An 18,715-nucleotide genomic window follows, 5' to 3' on the forward strand; every position below is an offset into this window, starting at 1 on the left:
TAGATGCATTGTCCCGTATTCCATCATCGTCATGACCACTGCCCCACCGAAGCCCACCCCGTCCGAACTCGAAATGCTGCGCCTGTTATGGCAGAGCGGACCGGCGACCGCCAAGCAGGTGCACCAGGCGGCGGTGGAAGCGCGTCCCGACATGAACTACGCGACGGTGCTGCGGCTGCTGCAAGTAATGCACACCAAAGGCCTGCTGACCCGCGACGAAAGCCAGCGCGCCCACGTCTACGCGCCGGCGCAGGAGCAGGACTCGATGCAAACCAATCTGTTGAAAGAGCTGATCCAGAAAGCCTTCTCCGGCTCCGGCAAGGCGCTGGTGCTGGCCGCGCTGCGCGGCGGCCACGTCAGCAAGAAGGAACGCGAGGAAATCCAGGCGCTGCTGGATCAGGAAAAATAAACCGGGGGTCAAGTCTGACATTTGGACACAAGCTCGACCGGAATCATCCCACTAAGGTTGAGGCCGTGTCCAAATGTCAGACTTGACCCTCCTGATCTACAATGAGGCCCCATTCATCAAAGCCTTATTTATGATCAGCCGCCTCAACCACTGGCCGGAGCGCCCTCACCCTGTCATCGCTGTCATGCTCGCGCTGGCGATTTGTGCGGTGCCCATTCTGTTGCCGCATTTCCGCCTGCAGGATTTGATGGCCAACCTGTTTGCCTACTTCGCCTGCTGCATCCTGGTTTATCCGGTTGCGGCGGTGCTGCGGCGTCGCGTCACCAACCTGCCGTCGATCTGGGCGATCGCCATGGCGCTGTTGCTGCTGGTTTGCCTCTATCACACCAACATCATCACGGAAACCGCCAACCTGCCCTGGCCGCAGCGCCAGCCTGTCGTTATCGGCAAGTTCCTGTTCAACCTGCCGCAAGCCACGCTGGGCGTGATCGCCTGGTGGGTGCTGGTGGTGCGGCCCGACCGGCGCGCCCCTCAATCCGAATCGGACTGACAGCGCGCCGCCGGCCGCAACCACTACATCACTTCAAAGGCTGGCCGTTGGCATCGAGCTTGATGACTTCGCCCCAGCCCAGCTCGCGCACGCCCGCCTCGATCTTGCGCACATCGCCCACCACCAGCCACACCACCTGCTCCGGATGGATGTACTTCGGCGCGGCTTCAGACAACTGCGCCTGCGTCAGCGCGCTGATGCGGCTGGCGTAGTTGGTCCAGTAGTCGTCCGGCAGGCGCAGGTTCACGCTCTGCAAGGCCGCGTTTTCCAGCGCATCGATGGACTCGAAACGCGCCGGTAAGCGCGACGTCATATTGCGCATGATGCTGGCGTATTCCTCGCCGGCCAGCGGACGCTCGCCCGCCACGCCCTTGATCTCCTTCGCCACTTCCAGCATCGCTTCTTTGGTCTTGTCGGTCTGCACCGGCGCCATCACCGTGAAGGCGCGCTGGCCGCGCACATTGGTCAGGCCCGCCGAGGTGCCATAACTCCAGTGCTTGTCCAGACGCAGATTGCGGTTCAGGCGCGAAGTACTCATGCCACCGAAGTTCTGCATCACCGGCTCCATCGCCAGATCCTCAGGCTGGCCGTGCGGCAGCGACACGTGCGCCGCCACGATCATCGATTGCGGCGCGTCGGGACGATCGATCAGGTACACGCGCTTGCCCTGATTAGCCGGCACAGCCACCACCGGCTTGACCGGCGCACTGCCAGCCGCCCATTTGCCGAACGACGCTTCCAGCATCGGCATCAGCTTGGCCATAGTGGTGTCGCCGGTGACGACCAGCGTCGAGCTGCCCGGCTTGAACCAGTCGCGATGCCAGTTCACCAGATCGTCGCGGGTCAGCGCTTCGACGGTCTTGTCGTCGCCGCTGGCAAGTTTGCCGTAGGCGCTGTCTGCACCGTACAGCAAGCCGGCCATCACGCGCTGCGCGCTGCCGGCCGGCGAGGACTTCTCCTGCGCGATCTGGGCGATGCGACGCTGCTTCTGCAGCTTGAACTGGTCCGCAGGGAAGCTGGCGTTGAGCACTGCGTCCGCCATCAGGTCCAGCGAAGCGCCCAGGTTGGCGGCGGTCGATTGCAGACGCACCAGCGTGCGGTCGGCCTGCGTGCCGGTGCCCAGTTGCGCGCCCTGCGTTTCCAGCGCGTTCGACAGCTGGAAGGCGTCGCGGGTTTTGGTGCCTTTGTCCAGCAGCTCCAGCGCCAGCGAGGCCAGGCCGGACTTGGCCGCGCTGTCGCTGGCCGCGCCCGCATCGACCGACAAGGCCGCGTTGACGATAGGCGCGCCATGCCGTTCGACCAGCACCACGTTCAAGCCATTGGCCAGGCGCGCGCGCTGCATGGCCGGGAAGCTGACGGCAGGCGCGTCGCCCAGCGGCGGCAGTACCTTGCGGTCGATCGCGGTCTTGCCCGCTGCCAGTTTAGGGAAAGGCTTGACCACCATCGTGTAGTGATGCACGCCGTGCAGCCATTTGTTGGCGGTCGCCTTGACGTCGGCCGGCTGCGCTGCGGCCAGCGCGCGCAGGTCGTTCAGGTAAGCGTCCGGCGAGCCGCCGAACATCATGTTCTCGGCCAGCAGGCCGCTGCGGCCACCGCCGCCGCCCAGGCGTTCGATCTGGCGCGCCGCATCGGCAAAGAACTTGGTGCGCACGCGCGCCAGCTCCTCGGCGGTCGGGCCCTGCGCCAGCAGTTCATCGACCACCGCGTCGATCTCGCGCTCGACCACGGCGACATCGACGCCCGGCTTCAGCGTGGCGCGGATGGCGAAGGTGCCGGCCATTTCGTTGCCGTCGGCGCGCGCGCTGACGCTGGTGGCCAGGGCCTTGTCATACACCAGGCGCTTGGTCAGGCGTGCGCTCTTGGAGCCGGTCAGCACCTCGGCCAGGATGGACAGGCGCAGCGTTTCCGGGTCGCCCCACACCGGCGCGTGATAGCTGCGCTGGATGCGCACTTGCGCCACCTGGTCTTCCATCTCGTCGCGGATGTCGCGGTCCAGCGTGGGGATCCAGCTGTTGGTGCGCACCAGCGGCGGGCCGGGCGGGATGCCGTCGAAGTATTTCTTCACCATGGCCAGCGCCTGCTCCGGCTTGATGTCGCCGGCCAGCACCAGTACCGCGTTGTTCGGGCCGTAGTAAGTGCGGTACCACTCCTTGATGTCGTCCAGGCTGGCGGCGTTCAGGTCTTCCATGTAGCCGATCACCGGCCACGAATACGGATGCGAAGCCGGATACATGCGCTGCGCTTCCTCAATGTGCACGCGGCCGTAGGGCTGGTTCTCGCCCTGGCGCTTCTCGTTCTGCACCACGCCGCGCTCGCGCTCCAGCATGTCCTTGTTGATGTAGTTGCCGAGGAAGCCCATGCGGTCGGCCTCCAGGTACAGCGTGCGGTCCAGCGCGGAGACCGGCACGTCTTCATAGAAGTTGGTGCGGTCGTTGCTGGTGGTGCCGTTGCGGCTGCTGGCACCCAGGTCGTCCATCGCTTCGCGGAAGCCGTGCGGATAGTTTTCCGAGCCGTTGAAGAAGAAGTGTTCGAACAGGTGGGCGAAGCCGGTCTTGCCGCGCTTCTCGTTGCGCGATCCGACGTGGTACCACACGTTGACGCTGACCAGCGGCACGCTGTGATCTTCATGGACGATCAGCGTCAGGCCGTTCTGCAGCGTGAACTTCTGATACGGCACCGTGTACGGCTTGAGGTCGACCGCGGCGGATTTGGGAGCGGCCGGCGCAGCAACGGCCGGGCTGAAGGCGCCGGCCACCAGGGCGGCAACCAGGGTAAGACGCATTACGCTGTTCATAGGATTTGACAGAGATGGATGGGGTGCCAATCCTACAATGTTTCCTCAGCAACTCCAAGCGCAAAAAAAAGCCCGCCGGCCCGAACGCGCTCAGGAGCGCATTCGGTGCCGACGGGCTGTGTGTCTGCTGCGTAGGACCGGCGATTAACGCTTGTCCAGCGGCTTCACTTCACGCGTGGTCGAACCGACGAACAGCTGGCGTGGACGGCCGATTTTCTGTTCTGGATCGGCGATCATTTCGTTCCACTGGGCGATCCAGCCGATGGTGCGGGCCATGGCGAAGATACCGGTGAACAGCGACACTGGGATGCCCAGTGCGGACTGAACGATACCCGAGTAGAAGTCGACGTTCGGGTACAGTTTGCGCGAAACGAAGTATTCGTCGTTCAGTGCAATCTTTTCCAGTTCCATCGCCAGCTTGAACAGTGGGTCGTCTTGCAGGCCCAGTTCGTTCAGCACTTCGTAGCAGGTTTCGCGCATCAGTTTTGCACGCGGGTCGAAGTTCTTGTACACGCGGTGACCGAAGCCCATCAGCTTGACGCCGGAGTTCTTGTCTTTCACTTGCGCGATGAACTCAGGGATCTTGTCGACGGTGCCGATTTCCTTCAGCATGTTCAGTGCCGCTTCGTTGGCGCCGCCGTGGGCAGGGCCCCACAGGCAGGCGATACCGGCAGCGATACAGGCGAACGGATTCGCACCCGACGAACCGGCCAGACGCACGGTCGAGGTCGAAGCATTTTGCTCGTGGTCCGCGTGCAGGATCAGGATACGGTCCAGAGCGCGCACCAGCACGTCGTTGACTTTGTATTCTTCGCACGGATTGCCGAACATCATGCGCATGAAGTTGGCGCTGTACGACAGGTCGTTGCGTGGGTACACGAACGGCTGGCCGATCGAGTATTTGTAAGCCATCGCCACCAGGGTAGGCATCTTGGCGATCAGGCGGATGGCCGATACTTCACGGTGCTTGGCATCGTTGATGTCCAGCGAATCGTGGTAGAACGACGCCAGCGCGCCGACGGTGCCGACCAGTACCGACATCGGGTGCGCGTCGCGGCGGAAGCCGCGGAAGAAGAATTGCATCTGCTCGTGGACCATGGTGTGCTTGGTCACGGTTTCGACGAACTTCTCTTTTTCAACCTTGTTCGGCAGTTCGCCGTTCAGCAGCAGGTAGCACGATTCCATGAAATCGGCGTTCACAGCCAGCTGCTCGATCGGGTAGCCGCGGTACAGCAGCTCGCCCTTGTCGCCGTCGATGTAGGTGATCGACGAGTTGCATGCCGCGGTCGACATGAAGCCCGGGTCGTAGGTGAACTTGCCGGTGCCGGCGTACAGTTTGCGGATGTCGATCACGTCAGGACCGACGGTCCCTTTGTAGATCGGGAATTCTACCGATGGGCTGCCATCGGAAAACGACAGGGTGGCTTTGTTATCAGAGGTGTTCATGGACTCTTCCTTCTTGGAGAGATGAGACAAAGTAAAAAAAACGAAACTTTTCTGGGTGTGTCTTATGCATGACGCAGTCGCTGCAGCAGTGCGTGCACATGCGGCAGATCGACCTCGCCTTCCGGCTCCTTGCGGGCCAGTACCAGATCCATCAGGGCATTGTCCGACAAATCGAGGAGCCGCGTGAATGCGTCCACTTCTTCGTCGGTCAATTCGGTTTCATGCGCATCGAGAAAACGGGTCAGAATGATGTCGTTTTCCAGCAGACCCCGGCGCGAACGCCACCGCAGGCGGGCTCGGTTGGCAGGGTCGGACTGATGCGCAGAGCGGTTCGGTTCAGTCATATGGATGTGCTACTTTATACGAAAACGGGCGACGAGGCCGCCGCCCGTGAAATGCAGCTTAGATCGCGCGGCGTACCATCAATTCCTTGATCTTGCCGATTGCCTTGTTCGGGTTCAAACCCTTAGGGCAAACGTCGACGCAGTTCATGATCGAGTGGCAGCGGAACAGGCGGTACGGATCTTCCAGGTTGTCCAGACGCGCGCCGGTGGCTTCGTCGCGCGAGTCGGCGATGAAGCGGTAGGCTTGCAGCAGGCCGGCCGGACCGACGAACTTGTCCGGATTCCACCAGAACGATGGGCACGAGGTCGAGCAGCACGCGCACAGGATGCACTCGTACAGGCCGTCGAGTTCTTCGCGCTCGGTCGGGGTTTGCAGGCGTTCTTTTTCAGGACGGATCGAATCGTTGATCAGGTAAGGCTTGATCGAATCGTACTGCTTGAAGAACTGGGTCATGTCGACGATCAGGTCGCGGATCACCGGCAAGCCTGGCAGCGGACGCAGCACGATAGGCTCGGTCAGCTCGTTCAGGTTGGTGGTGCAGGCCAGGCCGTTTTTACCGTTGATGTTCATCGCGTCCGAACCGCACACGCCTTCGCGGCACGAGCGGCGCAGGGCCAGCGAATCGTCGACGTCGGACTTGATGCGCTGCAGTGCGTCCAGCAGCATCTTGTCGGTGTCTTTCAGCTCAACCGTCACGTCCTGCATGTACGGCTTGGCGTCCTGGTCCGGATCGTAACGATAAATTTTCAGTTTGAGAGTGCGTGCCATGTTCTAGCCCTTAGAAAGTACGTGGTTTCGGTTTGAAGGTATCAACCGTCAATGGCTTGGTAACGACCGCTTTGTATTCCAGTCGGTTGCCTTCCGAATACCACAGGGTGTGCTTCATCCAGTTGTCGTCGTCGCGGTGCGGGAAATCGCTGTGGGCGTGGGCGCCGCGCGATTCCTTGCGGGCGACGGCCGACGTGATCGTCGCTTTCGCGGTTTCGATCAGGTTGTCCAGTTCCAGCGCTTCGACGCGCGCGGTGTTGAACACCTTGGATTTGTCTTTGAACGACACGTGCTTGCGGCGCTCGTCGAGCACCATGATTTCCTTGGCGCCCTGGGTCAGCAGCTCGTCGGTACGGAACACGCCGCAGTACTTCTGCATCGTGGCGCGGATGTCGTTGGCGACGCCCTGCACTTTTTCCGAGCCGGTCGAGGTTTCCAGCTTGTTCAGGCGGCCCATGGCGAAATCGGCGGCGTCCTTAGGCAGAGGCTTGTTCTCTTTCTGCTTCAGGTTTTGCGCGACCACGTGGTTGCCGGCCGCGCGGCCGAAGACCACCAGGTCCAGCAGCGAGTTAGTGCCCAGGCGGTTGGCGCCGTGCACCGATACGCAGGCACATTCGCCGATCGCGTACAGGCCGTTGACCACGCGCTGCGTGCCGTCGCCGTTCGGCGTGACGACCTGGCCGTGGATGTTGGTTGGAATACCGCCCATCTGGTAGTGGATGGTTGGCACGACCGGGATCGGTTCCTTGGTCGCATCGACGTTGGCGAACTTGTGGCCGATTTCCAGAATCGACGGCAGACGCTTGGCGATGGTGTCGGCGCCGATGTGGCGCAGGTCCAGCATGACGTGATCCTTGTTGGGACCGCAGCCGCGGCCTTCCTTGATCTCCTGGTCCATCGAGCGGGACACGAAGTCGCGCGGCGCCAGATCCTTCAGCGTCGGCGCGTAGCGCTCCATGAAGCGTTCGCCTTCGGAGTTGATCAGGATACCGCCCTCGCCACGCACGCCCTCGGTGATGAGGACGCCCGCGCCGGCCACGCCGGTCGGGTGGAACTGCCAGAACTCCATGTCTTGCAGCGGCAGGCCGGCGCGTGCCGCCATGCCCATGCCGTCGCCGGTGTTGATGAAGGCGTTGGTGGAAGCGGCGAAGATACGGCCTGCACCGCCGGTGGCGAAGATGGTGGTCTTCGCTTCCAGGATCATGCATTCGCCGGTTTCCATTTCCAGGGCCACTACGCCGACCACGTCGCCTTCGGCGTCGCGGATCACGTCCAGCGCCATCCACTCGACGAAGAAGTGGGTGCGGGCGCGCACGTTGCGCTGGTACAGGGTGTGCAGCAGTGCGTGGCCGGTACGGTCGGCCGCGGCGCAGGCGCGCTGCACGGCTTTCTCGCCGAAGTTGGCGGTGTGGCCGCCGAACGGACGCTGATAAATGGTGCCGTCAGGATTGCGGTCGAACGGCATGCCGAAGTGTTCCAGCTCGTAGACGACCTTCGGTGCTTCGCGGCACATGAATTCGATCGCATCCTGGTCGCCCAGGTAGTCGCCACCCTTGACGGTGTCGAACATATGCCAGAACCAGTTGTCTTCAGCCATATTGCCCAGCGATGCGCCGATGCCGCCCTGTGCCGCCACGGTGTGCGAACGGGTTGGGAAGACTTTCGACAGCACCGCCACGTTCAGACCGGCTTCAGCCAGTTGCAGGGATGCGCGCATGCCGGAGCCGCCGGCGCCGACGATTACCGCGTCAAAGCGGCGGGTAGGGATTGCAGATTTGATAGCTGCCACGATTACACACTCCAGAGTATCTGTACCGACCAAACGGCACAAGCGACCAACCACAGGATGGTGGCGATTTGCAGGGTCAGGCGAAGGCCGACGGCTTTGACATAGTCCATCCAGATGTCACGCACGCCGATCCAGGCGTGGAAGAACAGGCCGAACAGGGTCACGGCGCTGATCAGCTTGAACCACTGCTGGGCGAACATGCCAGCCCAGCCTTCATACGTGAAGTTCTGGCCGGTCAGGAAGGAGACCAGCAGGATGGCGGTGTACAGCACCATCATGATGGCGGTCACGCGCTGTGCCAGCCAGTCGCGCATGCCGTAGCCGGCGCCGACTACCAGGCGTTTAGGTCCAACATTGTTATTTGCCATCTCAGAAAACTCCAAACAGTTTGAGGGCGACCAGCACGGTCAGCGACAGGCTGACGATCAGCACGCCAGCCGACGATTTGCGGGCCGAATCCTTGTCCAGGCCGATGTGGGCATCCATCACCAGGTGGCGTACGCCAGCGCAGAAGTGATGCATATAACCCCAGACCAGCGCCAGGATGATCAGTTTGACCAGTGGATAGGAAATAATCCCTTGGTAGTAAGCGAAGGAGATCTCGGAGCGCAAGCTCTGCTCCAGCAGATAAAGCACGAAAGGCAGCAGTGCAAACATCATGAAGCCGCTGATGCGGTGCAGGATGGAGACGATGGCTGCCAAAGGCATGCGGTAGTTGGACAATTCGGTAACGTGGATGTTACGGAACTCCGGCCGTTCTTTTTTTGGGGCTTCCCTTACGGCTTCTGACATAACAAGACCTCCTAAGCATAAACAAAAATATCGAGACTGCGATTTTCGCCGATTTTCGCACTCATAACCAATATCTATTGTTACATATAACCAAAATAGTGTTTGGCAACACTATGCGACGGCTACTTTCCGTAGCTCAACGTATTATCAGCGCAACAATGCTACCGGGGTGTGACGGCGCCCTGTTTTCGCTGCCTGAAGCGGTTTTTTTATGTGCTTCAGGGTCTCCTAAATTCAACTCACTCAGTTCAGTTCGTTGTGATAATGATGGCGCTCGGTGGAGTACAGGCCGCGGCGCAGCTCCACCGGCTTGTCGCCATAGGTGAACGACACGCGCTCGGACGCCAGCAGCGGCGTGTTGGCGTCGATGTGCAGCAGGGCCGCATCGTCGGCGCCGGCGCAGACGGCGCGGATTTTTTCGGTGGCGCGTATCATGCGGGTGCCGAATTCGGACTCGAACAGGCCGTACATCGGTCCCTTGTATTCGACCAGTCGCTCGGCGGTCAGTCCCTTGAAGGTGACGCCCGGCAGCCACAGTTCCTCAACGATAGTCGGCATGCCGTCGAACGACTGCACGCGCTTGATGAAGATGACGGCGTCGCCGGACTTCAGGTCCAGCAGGCGGGCCACGTCGGCCGGCGCGCGCATGCGCTTGACTTCGATGAACTTGCTTTCGGGGTAGTGCGGCACGCCCTCGTCGGGCATCAGGCGCAGGAAGCGGAAGTGGGCGCGCGCCTCGTGGTGGGTGGACACGAAAGTGCCCTTGCCCTGCTTGCGCATCACCAGGTTTTCCGCGGCGAGTTCGTCGATGGCCTTGCGTACGGTGCCCTGGCTGACCTTGAATCGGTTGGCCAGTTCCACTTCGCTGGGGATCAACTCGCCCGGTTTCCACTCGCCCGATTGCAGGCTTTGCGTGATCAGGGCCTTGATTTGCTGGTACAGTGGGGAGAAAGTCGGCGACGGATTCGCCGCGGCGCCCGCCGACGATCCGGCCGCTCCGCCGGCGCTGGCGGCGGTGGAATTGCTGTTCGGATTGGGCGGGACGGAATTCATAGACCAAGATTTCACCACAAATGGCCCCTGCCGTCCAGAAAAACCGGCAATAACTTATCTGTCTTATATAAGACATAAGATAGGATTGACAGATGCCTGCCGCAGGCCTACACTCCCCGGCGAGACGCTATAGCCGACGCTTCCGCATAGATTCTAAGCGCTCAATTTGCAGTATGATTACGGTTTTCCCGGACCGGCTCCGGTCCAGCTTCGAGAACGTTTTAATTCCCACTTTGGAGATTCATCATGGCTAAAACCCCAATGCGTGTTGCTGTCACCGGCGCCGCCGGTCAAATCGGTTACGCTCTGCTGTTCCGCATCGCCAACGGCGACATGCTGGGCAAGGACCAACCAGTCATTCTGCAACTGCTGGAAATCGCCGACGAAAAAGCCCAGAAAGCGCTCAAAGGCGTGATGATGGAAATCGACGACTGCGCCTTCCCGCTGCTGACCGAGATGACCGCCCACTCCGACCCGATGACCGCCTTCAAGGATGTCGACTACGCCGTGCTGGTTGGCGCCCGTCCACGCGGCCCAGGCATGGAGCGTAAAGACCTGCTGGAAGCCAATGCACAGATCTTCACCGTACAAGGCAAGGCGCTGGATGCCGTCGCATCGCGCAACGTTAAAGTACTGGTGGTCGGCAACCCAGCCAACACCAACGCCTACATCGCCATGAAATCGGCGCCATCGCTGCCGGCCAAGAACTTCACCGCCATGCTGCGCCTGGACCACAACCGCGCGCTGTCGCAAGTGGCCGCCAAGACCGGCACCGCCGTCAAGGACATCGAACAGCTGTGCGTATGGGGCAACCACTCGCCTACCATGTACGCCGACTACCGCTTCGCCACCGTGAACGGCAAGAACGTCAAGGACCTGATCAACGACCAGGAATGGAACGCCAACACCTTCCTGCCGACCGTCGGCAAGCGCGGCGCAGCGATCATCGAAGCGCGCGGCCTGTCGTCGGCAGCATCGGCAGCCAACGCCGCCATCGACCACATGCACGACTGGCACGTCGGCACCGGCGGCAAGTGGACCACCATGGGCGTTCCTTCGGATGGTTCGTACGGCATCCCTGAAGGCACCATGTTCGGCTTCCCAGTGACCACCGAAAACGGCGAATACAAAATCGTCCAGGGCCTGGAAATCGACGCGTTCTCGCAAGAGCGCATCAACATCACCCTGAAAGAACTGACCGAAGAGCGCGAAGGCGTCAAGCACCTGCTGCCGGCCTAAGTTCTGACACCACCCGCAAGTGGAACCGGTTAAACCACCGATCCGCCGCACCCGCCGCGCTGCCGAGAGCAGCGCGGCGTCTGTATCTACTGACCATTCCCGCATGCACCCATCCGAGGTTTTATTCCAGGGCAATCGCCAGCCGCTGCTGCTGCCGGCCTGCGACCACTACGCCGGCTCCGAAAAGCTGATGCGCAAATCGATCGCCCTGCAACAAGAACTTGGCCCCCTGTTCGACATCACCCTCGATTGCGAAGACGGCGCCAGCGCCGGTAACGAGGAAGCCCACGCCCGTCTGGTGGCGGAGCTGCTGCTGTCGGACCAGAACAAATTCAAACGCATCGGCGCCCGCGTGCACGATGTCCACAGCCCGTTCTTCTCGCAGGATGTGGAGATCATCTGCGCCGCCGCCCAGCAGCTGGCCTACATCGTGCTGCCCAAGGTGCACAGCGCCAGGGAAGTGGCGGCCGCGATCAAGATCATCAACGTCCACGCCGCCAAGGCCGGCCGCAAGGACTTGCCGGTGCACGTGCTGATCGAAACCCACGGCGCGCTGCGCGAAGCCTACGACATCGCCGCCCTGCCCCAGGTGCAGTGCCTGTCGTTCGGCATCATGGATTTCGTCTCCTCGCACTACGGCGCGATACCGGCCGCCGCGATGCGTACGCCGGGCCAGTTCACGCACCCGCTGGTGGTGCGCGCCAAGCTGGAGATCGCCGCCGCCTGCCACGCGCACGGCAAGGTGCCGTCGCATAACGTGACCACCGAGATCAAGGACACGGCGGTCGCCGCCAACGATGCCCAGCGCGCCGCCGCCGAATTCGGCTATACGCGCATGTGGAGCATCCACCCGAACCAGATCAAGCCGATCATCAAGACCTTCACGCCGCGCCTGTCCGAGGTCAGCGAGGCAGCCGCCATCCTGCTTGAAGCAGAGGCTGTGCAATGGGGGCCAATTTCCCAAAACGGGCGCTTGCACGACCGTGCAAGCTACAGATACTATTGGACCGTTTTGCAGCGCGCCAAGCTGGCCGGGCTGAGCTTGCCCGAGTCCGCCGCCGCGCTGATCAACGGCAGCCCCACCGAACCAACCCTGGAAGCACACTGATGTCCCTCTCCAAACTACTCCTGGCCTGCAGTTTTACGCTGGCCTCCATGACCCTGGCCGCCGGCGCCCACGCCGACAACGCCACGCCGGCCAACGCATCGGCAAAAAAATCCGTCAAGAAGGCCGGCAAGTCCAAAGCCGCCAAGCCGGCCGAAACCAAGACCCCGGATGAAGACGCCGATGAACCGGCCGTCACCGATTCGGCCGTGACCGAGTTCGACTGCGAACTGGGCAACAAGATCACCATCTACGAAAACGCCGGCGACGAAGCGCACATCGCGCTGCGCTGGAAGAAGCGTCTGCACCGCCTGACCCGCGTGGGCACCACCACCGGCGCGCACCGCTTCGAAAACAAATTGTACGGCCTGATCTGGATCGGCATTCCATCCAAGGGCATGCTGCTGGACTCCAAGCAGAACCGCCAGCTGGCCAACGAATGCCGCAACGCCGAGCAATTGAAACCGGTCGCCACCAATGCATCGGAGCCGACCAGCACCAAGACCACGATTCAGTGATTTAGTTCCAAAAGAGGCGCGCCGGCACGGGCGCCAGCAACACGGTTTTAACTTCAATAATAGACGATACCCACGAAGGAGAGGTCATGTCCCGCAACACTCTGAACACGCTTAAGGATTTCAACATTTCCGGCAAAAAGGGCAAGTTCTACTCCCTGCCAGCCCTGGAAAAGAGCCTGGGCGCCAAAATCTCCCGCCTGCCGGTATCGATCCGTGTTGTGCTGGAATCCGTCCTGCGTAACTGCGACGGCAAGAAAGTCACCGAAGAACACGTCAAGCAGCTGGCCAACTGGGGCGCGACCGCCGACCGTACCGACGAGATCCCGTTCGTCGTCGCCCGCGTCGTGCTGCAAGACTTCACCGGCGTGCCGCTGCTGGCCGACCTGGCCGCAATGCGCAACGTCGCCTACAAGATGGGCGTCAACGCCAAGAAAATCGAACCGCTGGTGCCAGTGGATCTGGTGGTCGACCACTCCGTCACCATCGACCACTTCCGCGAAAAAGGCGCGCTGGACCTGAACATGAAGCTGGAATTCTCGCGTAACAACGAGCGCTACCAGTTCATGAAATGGGGCATGCAAGCCTTCGACACCTTCGGCGTCGTGCCTCCGGGCTTCGGCATCGTCCACCAGGTCAACCTGGAATACCTGGCGCGCGGCGTGCACAAGACCGCTGACGGCGTGTACTACCCGGACACCCTGGTCGGTACCGACTCGCACACCACCATGATCAACGGCATCGGCGTAGTCGGCTGGGGCGTGGGCGGCATCGAGGCGGAAGCCGGCATGCTGGGCCAGCCAGTCTACTTCCTGACCCCGGACGTGATCGGCGTGAACCTGACCGGCGTGCTGCGCGAAGGCTGCACCGCAACCGATCTGGTGCTGACCATCACCGAACTGCTGCGTAAAGAAAAAGTCGTCGGCAAGTTCGTCGAGTTCTTCGGCGAAGGCACCGAGACCCTGTCGCTGACCGACCGCGCCACCATCGCCAACATGGCGCCTGAATACGGCGCGACCATGGGCTTCTTCCCAGTGGACGACGCCACCGTCGAATACTTCGAAGGCACCGGCCGCACCAAGGACGAAATCGCTGCATTCGCCGCCTACTTCAAGGCCCAGGGCCTGTACGGCGTACCGAAAGCCGGCGACATCGACTACACCCGCGTGGTGGAACTGAACCTGACCAGCGTTACTCCTTCGCTGGCCGGTCCTAAGCGTCCACAGGACCGTATCGAAATCGGCAACGTGAAGAACAACTTCACTGAACTGTTCTCGAAACCGACCACCGACAACGGCTTCAACAAAAAAGCCGACGACCTGAACAAGACCTACACCACCACCAACGGCGTGAACGTGAAAAACGGCGACGTGCTGATCGCTGCGATCACCTCGTGCACCAACACCTCGAACCCGAGCGTGCTGCTGGCTGCTGGCCTGTTGGCGAAGAAAGCTGTCGAAGCCGGCCTGACCGTCGCTCCGCACATCAAGACCTCGCTGGCTCCCGGCTCGCGCGTCGTCACCGAGTACCTGACCGCCGCCGGCCTGCTGCCATACCTGGAGCAACTGGGCTTCGGCGTGACCGCCTACGGCTGCACCACCTGCATCGGTAACGCCGGCGACCTGACCCCGGAACTGAACGCCGCCATCGCCGCCAACGACATCGTCGCTTCGGCTGTGCTGTCCGGTAACCGTAACTTCGAAGCGCGTATTCACCCGAACATCCGTTCGAACTTCCTGGCATCGCCACCGCTGGTCGTGGCCTACGCCATCGCCGGCAACATGACCGTCGACCTGATGACCCAGCCAGTTGGCAAGGGCAAGAACGGCAAGGACGTGTACCTGGGCGACATCTGGCCGACCTCGAAAGAGATCGCCAAGCTGATGAAGTTCGCGATGAACTCGAAAGTGTTCAAATCGAACTACGCCGACGTCAAGGGCAACCCAGGCAAGCTGTGGGAACACGTGTCGTCGACCGAAGGCAACGTCTACAACTGGCCTGCGTCGACCTACATCGCCGAGCCACCGTTCTTCGACGGCTTCGAGATGACCCCGAAAGCGGCCGCCACCGGCATCACCGGCGCGCGCGCTCTGGGCGTGTTCGGCGACTCGATCACCACCGACCACATCTCCCCTGCCGGCTCCATCAAGGAAGACGGCCCAGCGGGCAAATGGCTGCTGGCCAACGGCGTGATGAAGGCGGACTTCAACTCCTACGGCTCGCGTCGCGGCAACCACGAGATCATGATGCGCGGCACCTTCGCCAACGTGCGTATCAAGAACAAGATGATCCCTGCCAAGGCGGACGGTTCGGCGGTTGAAGGCGGCATCACGATTCACCAGCCTACCGGCGAGCAGCTGTCGATCTACGACGCAGCGATGAAGTATGTTGCCGAAGGCACGCCAACCATGGTGTTCGGCGGCGAAGAGTACGGCACCGGCTCGTCGCGCGACTGGGCAGCCAAGGGCACTCAGCTGCTGGGCGTGAAAGCCGTGATCGTGCGTTCGTTCGAACGTATCCACCGCTCCAACCTGGTCGGCATGGGCGTGCTGCCGCTGCAATTCATCGGCAACGACAGCGTTGAATCGCTGGGCATCACCGGCAAGGAAGTCTACGACCTGAAGGGTCTGGAAGGCGAGATCAAGCCACAGCAACTGGCTACCCTGGTCATCCACCGCGAAGGCAAGCCAGCACAGGAAGTGAAAGTGCTGCTGCGTATCGACACCCCGATCGAAGTCGACTACTACAAGCACGGCGGCATCCTGCCGTTCGTACTGCGCCAGCTGCTGGCCGCGTAAAAAGTTAGTTGCTTCACAGAAGACGCCGGCTAGTCCGGCGTTTTTTTATGCACGTTTGCCGAATCAACTACAATACGGTTCATAAGGGTTATCATCTGCATGACTGATCCGCTTTATCCACTTTTATGAGACTCTTATTGCGCTATGCGTCGTCCAAATAAAGATTCATCCCATAAGTTGTCTGCCGAGAGCCAGCGCCTCGTCACCTATGCCCTCGCAGTCGGGCAGGCGGCCAGCCGTATCGAAGAGCGGGCCTGGGAACATAGCCTCGATGCGCAGCTCCACAAACTCCTCAAGACCGGCCACCAGGACACCATCGACTCCACCTTGAACAGCCTGTTCAAGGAAGACCTGAACGCGTACGACGTGTTGATGGATGGCGTGGAGGCGGTCAGCGAGTCGAGCTCCATCACCATCGACACCGACGGCGTCGCCAAGCAGTACGACGTGCTGCTGGTGGCCGCGCCCATCCTGGCGTGGACCCGCTTCGCCATCGCCTCGGGCGCGATCCCGGCCGATATCCTGACCACGCTGTCGGCGCACTTCTCGGCCCACCTGCTGGCCGACGGCACGCACATGGCGATGTCGCCGACGCTGTTCTCGATCGACCAGCTGCCGCGCAGCCATGTCGAGACCTACGCCAAGGTGCACAAGCTGGCGCAGGCCGCGCTCAAGGGCACGGTGCTGAAGGCCGACACCAAGGTGCCGGAGACGGCGCCCTTCCTGGCCGACACGCGCTACCTGCTGGTGGCCGTGGTGGCGCCTGCGGGCGGCCCGCTGTTCCGCTGGCAGATGCCGGCCAACCAGGCCAACTTCGTCAACGAACGCACCAACGCGCTGGAGCAGTGGCGCGCGCAGGTCACGCCGACCATCAACCGCCTGCTGCCGGGTTGCGGCGTCGAGCTGCTGCTGCCGGAGGCTTACTACATGGCCTGCCGCGAGGCGGACAAGCTGATCCGTCCGGTATCGATCCGCGCCGCCGTGCACTACCTGACGCACACGCTGGCCATCGAGCCGTCCGAATTGCGCGCGGTGATCGCCGGCTTCGGCGAGGAAAGCGCCGACGGCCAGATCGACGAGTACCGCGTGGCCTTCACCCAGCGTTCGACGCCGGACGTGATCTACGGTGTGGTGTGGCCGCTGTACGGGCAGGAAGACGAGGAAGGCACGCCGCCGGAAGGTCCGCTGCAAGGCGGCCCGGGCGGCATCCTGCAGAAGCCGATTACGCCGGTGGAGGAAATCATCAGCCACCTGAACGAATCCGGCGTCACGCAGATCAAGAAGCACAGCGAGCGCTTCGTTGCGGAGTTCTGCGACGACTGCGGCGCGCCGCTGTTTGCCGACCCGGTCGGCGAACTGGCGCACGCGGAAATGCCCGAGGATGCGCCGACAGGCACCGAGCACTTCCACTAAGCCCCGTCATACCCGCGAAAGCGGGTATCCATACTTCGCCTCTACGGAAGCGAAGCATGGGTCCCCGCCTTCGCGGGAACGACATAGGGTGGCTTACCAGGCTGAGTATGGGTGCTTGATCAGGCTGGAGTTCAGATAGCGCAGGTCGTCGGTGACTTCCTCCCCTACCCACTCCGGCTTTTCAAACGCCTGGTCTTCCGAACTCAATTCAATCTCGGCCACGACCAATCCTGCGTTCGCGCCGAGGAACTCGTCGACTTCCCACACATTGCCGGCGTAATCGATACGGCGGCGGTACTTCTCGATCAGCGGCTGTTCGCACAGGCGATCCAGCAGCTCCACCGCATCGGCCATCGGGATTGGATACTCCCACTCGCCGCGCGTGGCGCCGACGTTGCGGCCCTTGATCGTCATCACCGCCCGGTCGCCCTCGATACGCACGCGCACCACGCGATCCTTGTGCGACGACAGATAGCCCTGGCGAAAAAACACCGGCTCGCCAAGGCTCATCCACGCATCGCCGCGCAAGAGGAACTTGCGCTCGATTTCAACGCCCATCTCAGGCGTCCAGCGACAGCAGGATAGGTTGCAGCATGGCCGCGCCCAGCGCCGCGCTGCGGGCGCCGTTCCAGCCCACGTGCGGATCCGGCAGGTCGGCGTTGTCCTTGAACGGCATCTCCAGGGTCAGCGCCAGGCAGCCGAAGTGGTGGCCGACGTATTTCGACGCCAAGGTCAGCATGTCTTCCTTGTACTTGCTGGCGGCGTAGCCGTATTTGTCCTGGAAGTCCGGGCTGGCGTTCTTGTAGCGGTTGATGAAGTCCTGCTGCTTGACGCGTCGCTCTTCGCTGAAGTTCTCCAGCATCTCGTTACCAGCCACGAAGTTGTACGGCAGCGCTTCGTCGCCATGGATGTCGAAGAACATGTCGATGCCGGTTTCGTGCATCTTCTGCTTCACGTACAGCACCTCCGGGCTGCGCTCGACGGATGGCGTCATCCACTCGCGATTCAGGTTGGCGCCCGAAGCGTTGGTGCGCAGGTTGCCGCGCACCGAGCCGTCCGGGTTCATGTTCGGCACGATGTAGAACACGCAGCGCTGCAGCAGCTTGCGGGCGATAGGATTGGCGTCGTCCAGCAGCGAATCGATCAGGCCTTCGACGAACCATTCGGCCATCGACTCGCCCGGGTGCTGGCGAGCGATGATCCAGATTTTCTTTTCCGCTTCCGGCTGGCCGATGACGACCAGGTTCATGTCGCGGCCATCGATGGTGTTGCCCAGGTCGTGCACGCGGGCCAGCGGATGCTCGGCCACTTCGCCCAGCAGGCGCAGGTGGCGCTCGAACGAATACGGCTCGAAGTAGGCGTAGTAGACGCTGTCGGTTTCCGGCGTGTGCTTGATCGTCATGACTTCGCCATCGAAGGAGGTCGGCACGCGGAACCAGGTTTCGGTGTCGTAGCTGGCGACGGCCTGGTAGTCCTCATAGCCCTTGGCGTAAGTGGCCTGGCCGGCGTTCAGGAAGCGCATGCGCACTTGCTGGCCGCGCGCGCCCTGCAGGCGGAAGTGGAACCACTGGTGAATGTCGGCGTGCGAGTCCTTGCGCAGATTCAGTTCGATCTCCGCCGCGCTGTCCGCGCGCAGCACCTCGATGGCGCCGGAGTCGAAGTTTTGGCTGATTTTGATGGTCATGTTGATCCAATATTA

The 18,715-nt window shown here is 61.9% G+C and carries 17 protein-coding genes; 7 read left to right on the plus strand and 10 right to left on the minus strand.

Annotated elements, in window-relative coordinates; translation table 11 throughout:
* Positions 1–31: 31 nt before the first annotated feature.
* Together GEV02_RS15565 and GEV02_RS15570 are read left to right on the plus strand one after the other, a co-directional pair.
* Positions 32–409, plus strand: coding sequence for a BlaI/MecI/CopY family transcriptional regulator (locus GEV02_RS15565; RefSeq protein WP_152838847.1), 378 nt, complete (start codon positions 32–34; stop codon positions 407–409).
* 130 nt (positions 410–539) lie between these two features.
* Positions 540–959 (plus strand): hypothetical protein, encoded by a 420-nt coding sequence (locus GEV02_RS15570; protein ID WP_152838848.1) that lies wholly within the window; start codon positions 540–542, stop codon positions 957–959.
* Positions 960–987: 28 nt separating this feature from the next.
* Here the strand turns inward: GEV02_RS15570 and GEV02_RS15575 are convergent, their stop codons facing one another.
* From GEV02_RS15575 to GEV02_RS15610, 8 genes are all read right to left on the minus strand, one after another.
* Positions 988–3,741 carry a M16 family metallopeptidase gene (locus tag GEV02_RS15575; protein WP_174999132.1) on the minus strand — a complete coding sequence of 918 codons (2,754 nt, stop codon included), beginning with the start codon at positions 3,739–3,741 and terminating at the stop codon, positions 988–990.
* A gap of 156 nt (positions 3,742–3,897) precedes the next feature.
* Positions 3,898–5,199, minus strand: coding sequence for a citrate synthase (gene gltA, locus GEV02_RS15580; RefSeq protein ID WP_152838850.1), 1,302 nt, complete (start codon positions 5,197–5,199; stop codon positions 3,898–3,900).
* A 62-nt stretch (positions 5,200–5,261) separates the two neighbouring features.
* Positions 5,262–5,543, minus strand: coding sequence for an FAD assembly factor SdhE (locus GEV02_RS15585; protein ID WP_152838851.1), 282 nt, complete (start codon positions 5,541–5,543; stop codon positions 5,262–5,264).
* Between the two features lie 58 nt (positions 5,544–5,601).
* The gene (locus GEV02_RS15590) at positions 5,602–6,312 is read right to left on the minus strand and encodes a succinate dehydrogenase iron-sulfur subunit (RefSeq protein ID WP_008450684.1); all 711 of its coding nucleotides are present in this window, start codon (positions 6,310–6,312) and stop codon (positions 5,602–5,604) included.
* A gap of 10 nt (positions 6,313–6,322) precedes the next feature.
* Positions 6,323–8,101, minus strand: coding sequence for a succinate dehydrogenase flavoprotein subunit (gene sdhA, locus GEV02_RS15595; protein ID WP_328595452.1), 1,779 nt, complete (start codon positions 8,099–8,101; stop codon positions 6,323–6,325).
* A gap of 2 nt (positions 8,102–8,103) precedes the next feature.
* Positions 8,104–8,469, minus strand: a complete 366-nt coding sequence (sdhD, locus tag GEV02_RS15600) for a succinate dehydrogenase, hydrophobic membrane anchor protein (RefSeq protein WP_152838852.1) — start codon at positions 8,467–8,469, stop codon at positions 8,104–8,106.
* A gap of 1 nt (position 8,470) precedes the next feature.
* Positions 8,471–8,893, minus strand: coding sequence for a succinate dehydrogenase, cytochrome b556 subunit (sdhC, locus tag GEV02_RS15605; protein WP_152838853.1), 423 nt, complete (start codon positions 8,891–8,893; stop codon positions 8,471–8,473).
* Between the two features lie 243 nt (positions 8,894–9,136).
* A complete protein-coding gene (locus tag GEV02_RS15610) occupies positions 9,137–9,946 on the minus strand; it encodes a GntR family transcriptional regulator (protein WP_152838854.1) in 810 nt (269 codons plus the stop codon).
* A gap of 246 nt (positions 9,947–10,192) precedes the next feature.
* Here GEV02_RS15610 and GEV02_RS15615 point away from each other — a divergent pair, with 246 nt between their 5' ends.
* The 5 genes from GEV02_RS15615 (at position 10,193) to GEV02_RS15635 (ending at position 17,016) form a co-directional block, all read left to right on the plus strand.
* The gene (locus tag GEV02_RS15615; protein WP_152838855.1) at positions 10,193–11,185 is read left to right on the plus strand and encodes a malate dehydrogenase; all 993 of its coding nucleotides are present in this window, start codon (positions 10,193–10,195) and stop codon (positions 11,183–11,185) included.
* 103 nt (positions 11,186–11,288) lie between these two features.
* Positions 11,289–12,293, plus strand: coding sequence for an HpcH/HpaI aldolase/citrate lyase family protein (locus GEV02_RS15620; RefSeq protein WP_152838856.1), 1,005 nt, complete (start codon positions 11,289–11,291; stop codon positions 12,291–12,293).
* The gene (locus tag GEV02_RS15625; protein ID WP_152838857.1) at positions 12,293–12,808 is read left to right on the plus strand and encodes a hypothetical protein; all 516 of its coding nucleotides are present in this window, start codon (positions 12,293–12,295) and stop codon (positions 12,806–12,808) included. Before GEV02_RS15620 ends, GEV02_RS15625 begins: the two co-directional genes overlap by 1 nt.
* An 86-nt stretch (positions 12,809–12,894) precedes the next feature.
* On the plus strand, positions 12,895–15,603 hold the full coding sequence (gene acnA, locus GEV02_RS15630) for an aconitate hydratase AcnA (protein ID WP_152838858.1): 2,709 nt from the start codon (positions 12,895–12,897) through the stop codon (positions 15,601–15,603).
* Between the two features lie 144 nt (positions 15,604–15,747).
* Positions 15,748–17,016 (plus strand): DUF2863 family protein, encoded by a 1,269-nt coding sequence (locus GEV02_RS15635; RefSeq protein ID WP_152838859.1) that lies wholly within the window; start codon positions 15,748–15,750, stop codon positions 17,014–17,016.
* A 93-nt stretch (positions 17,017–17,109) separates the two neighbouring features.
* On the opposite strand, the gene GEV02_RS15640 is transcribed toward GEV02_RS15635, so the two are convergent.
* Positions 17,110–17,574, minus strand: a complete 465-nt coding sequence (locus GEV02_RS15640; RefSeq protein WP_152838860.1) for a CYTH domain-containing protein — start codon at positions 17,572–17,574, stop codon at positions 17,110–17,112.
* 1 nt (position 17,575) lies between these two features.
* Positions 17,576–18,700, minus strand: a complete 1,125-nt coding sequence (locus GEV02_RS15645; RefSeq protein WP_152838861.1) for a M14 family metallopeptidase — start codon at positions 18,698–18,700, stop codon at positions 17,576–17,578.
* Positions 18,701–18,715 lie beyond the last annotated feature (15 nt).

The organism is Rugamonas aquatica (assembly GCF_009380215.1).
GTDB classification, from domain to species: domain Bacteria; phylum Pseudomonadota; class Gammaproteobacteria; order Burkholderiales; family Burkholderiaceae_D; genus Rugamonas; species Rugamonas aquatica_B.

Excerpts from the sequence above, each read along its gene's own strand:
- GEV02_RS15590 (WP_008450684.1), bottom strand. The coding sequence starts at position 6,312 with ATGGCACGCACTCTCAAACTGAAAATTTATCGTTACGATCCGGACCAG.
- GEV02_RS15645 (WP_152838861.1), bottom strand. The coding sequence starts at position 18,700 with ATGACCATCAAAATCAGCCAAAACTTCGACTCCGGCGCCATCGAGGTG.
- sdhC (WP_152838853.1), bottom strand. The coding sequence starts at position 8,893 with ATGTCAGAAGCCGTAAGGGAAGCCCCAAAAAAAGAACGGCCGGAGTTC.
- GEV02_RS15570 (WP_152838848.1), top strand. The coding sequence starts at position 540 with ATGATCAGCCGCCTCAACCACTGGCCGGAGCGCCCTCACCCTGTCATC.
- GEV02_RS15565 (WP_152838847.1), top strand. The coding sequence starts at position 32 with ATGACCACTGCCCCACCGAAGCCCACCCCGTCCGAACTCGAAATGCTG.
- GEV02_RS15585 (WP_152838851.1), bottom strand. The coding sequence starts at position 5,543 with ATGACTGAACCGAACCGCTCTGCGCATCAGTCCGACCCTGCCAACCGA.
- GEV02_RS15625 (WP_152838857.1), top strand. The coding sequence starts at position 12,293 with ATGTCCCTCTCCAAACTACTCCTGGCCTGCAGTTTTACGCTGGCCTCC.
- GEV02_RS15610 (WP_152838854.1), bottom strand. The coding sequence starts at position 9,946 with ATGAATTCCGTCCCGCCCAATCCGAACAGCAATTCCACCGCCGCCAGC.
- acnA (WP_152838858.1), top strand. The coding sequence starts at position 12,895 with ATGTCCCGCAACACTCTGAACACGCTTAAGGATTTCAACATTTCCGGC.
- GEV02_RS15575 (WP_174999132.1), bottom strand. The coding sequence starts at position 3,741 with ATGCGTCTTACCCTGGTTGCCGCCCTGGTGGCCGGCGCCTTCAGCCCG.
- GEV02_RS15640 (WP_152838860.1), bottom strand. The coding sequence starts at position 17,574 with ATGGGCGTTGAAATCGAGCGCAAGTTCCTCTTGCGCGGCGATGCGTGG.
- gltA (WP_152838850.1), bottom strand. The coding sequence starts at position 5,199 with ATGAACACCTCTGATAACAAAGCCACCCTGTCGTTTTCCGATGGCAGC.
- GEV02_RS15620 (WP_152838856.1), top strand. The coding sequence starts at position 11,289 with ATGCACCCATCCGAGGTTTTATTCCAGGGCAATCGCCAGCCGCTGCTG.
- GEV02_RS15615 (WP_152838855.1), top strand. The coding sequence starts at position 10,193 with ATGGCTAAAACCCCAATGCGTGTTGCTGTCACCGGCGCCGCCGGTCAA.
- sdhD (WP_152838852.1), bottom strand. The coding sequence starts at position 8,469 with ATGGCAAATAACAATGTTGGACCTAAACGCCTGGTAGTCGGCGCCGGC.
- GEV02_RS15635 (WP_152838859.1), top strand. The coding sequence starts at position 15,748 with ATGCGTCGTCCAAATAAAGATTCATCCCATAAGTTGTCTGCCGAGAGC.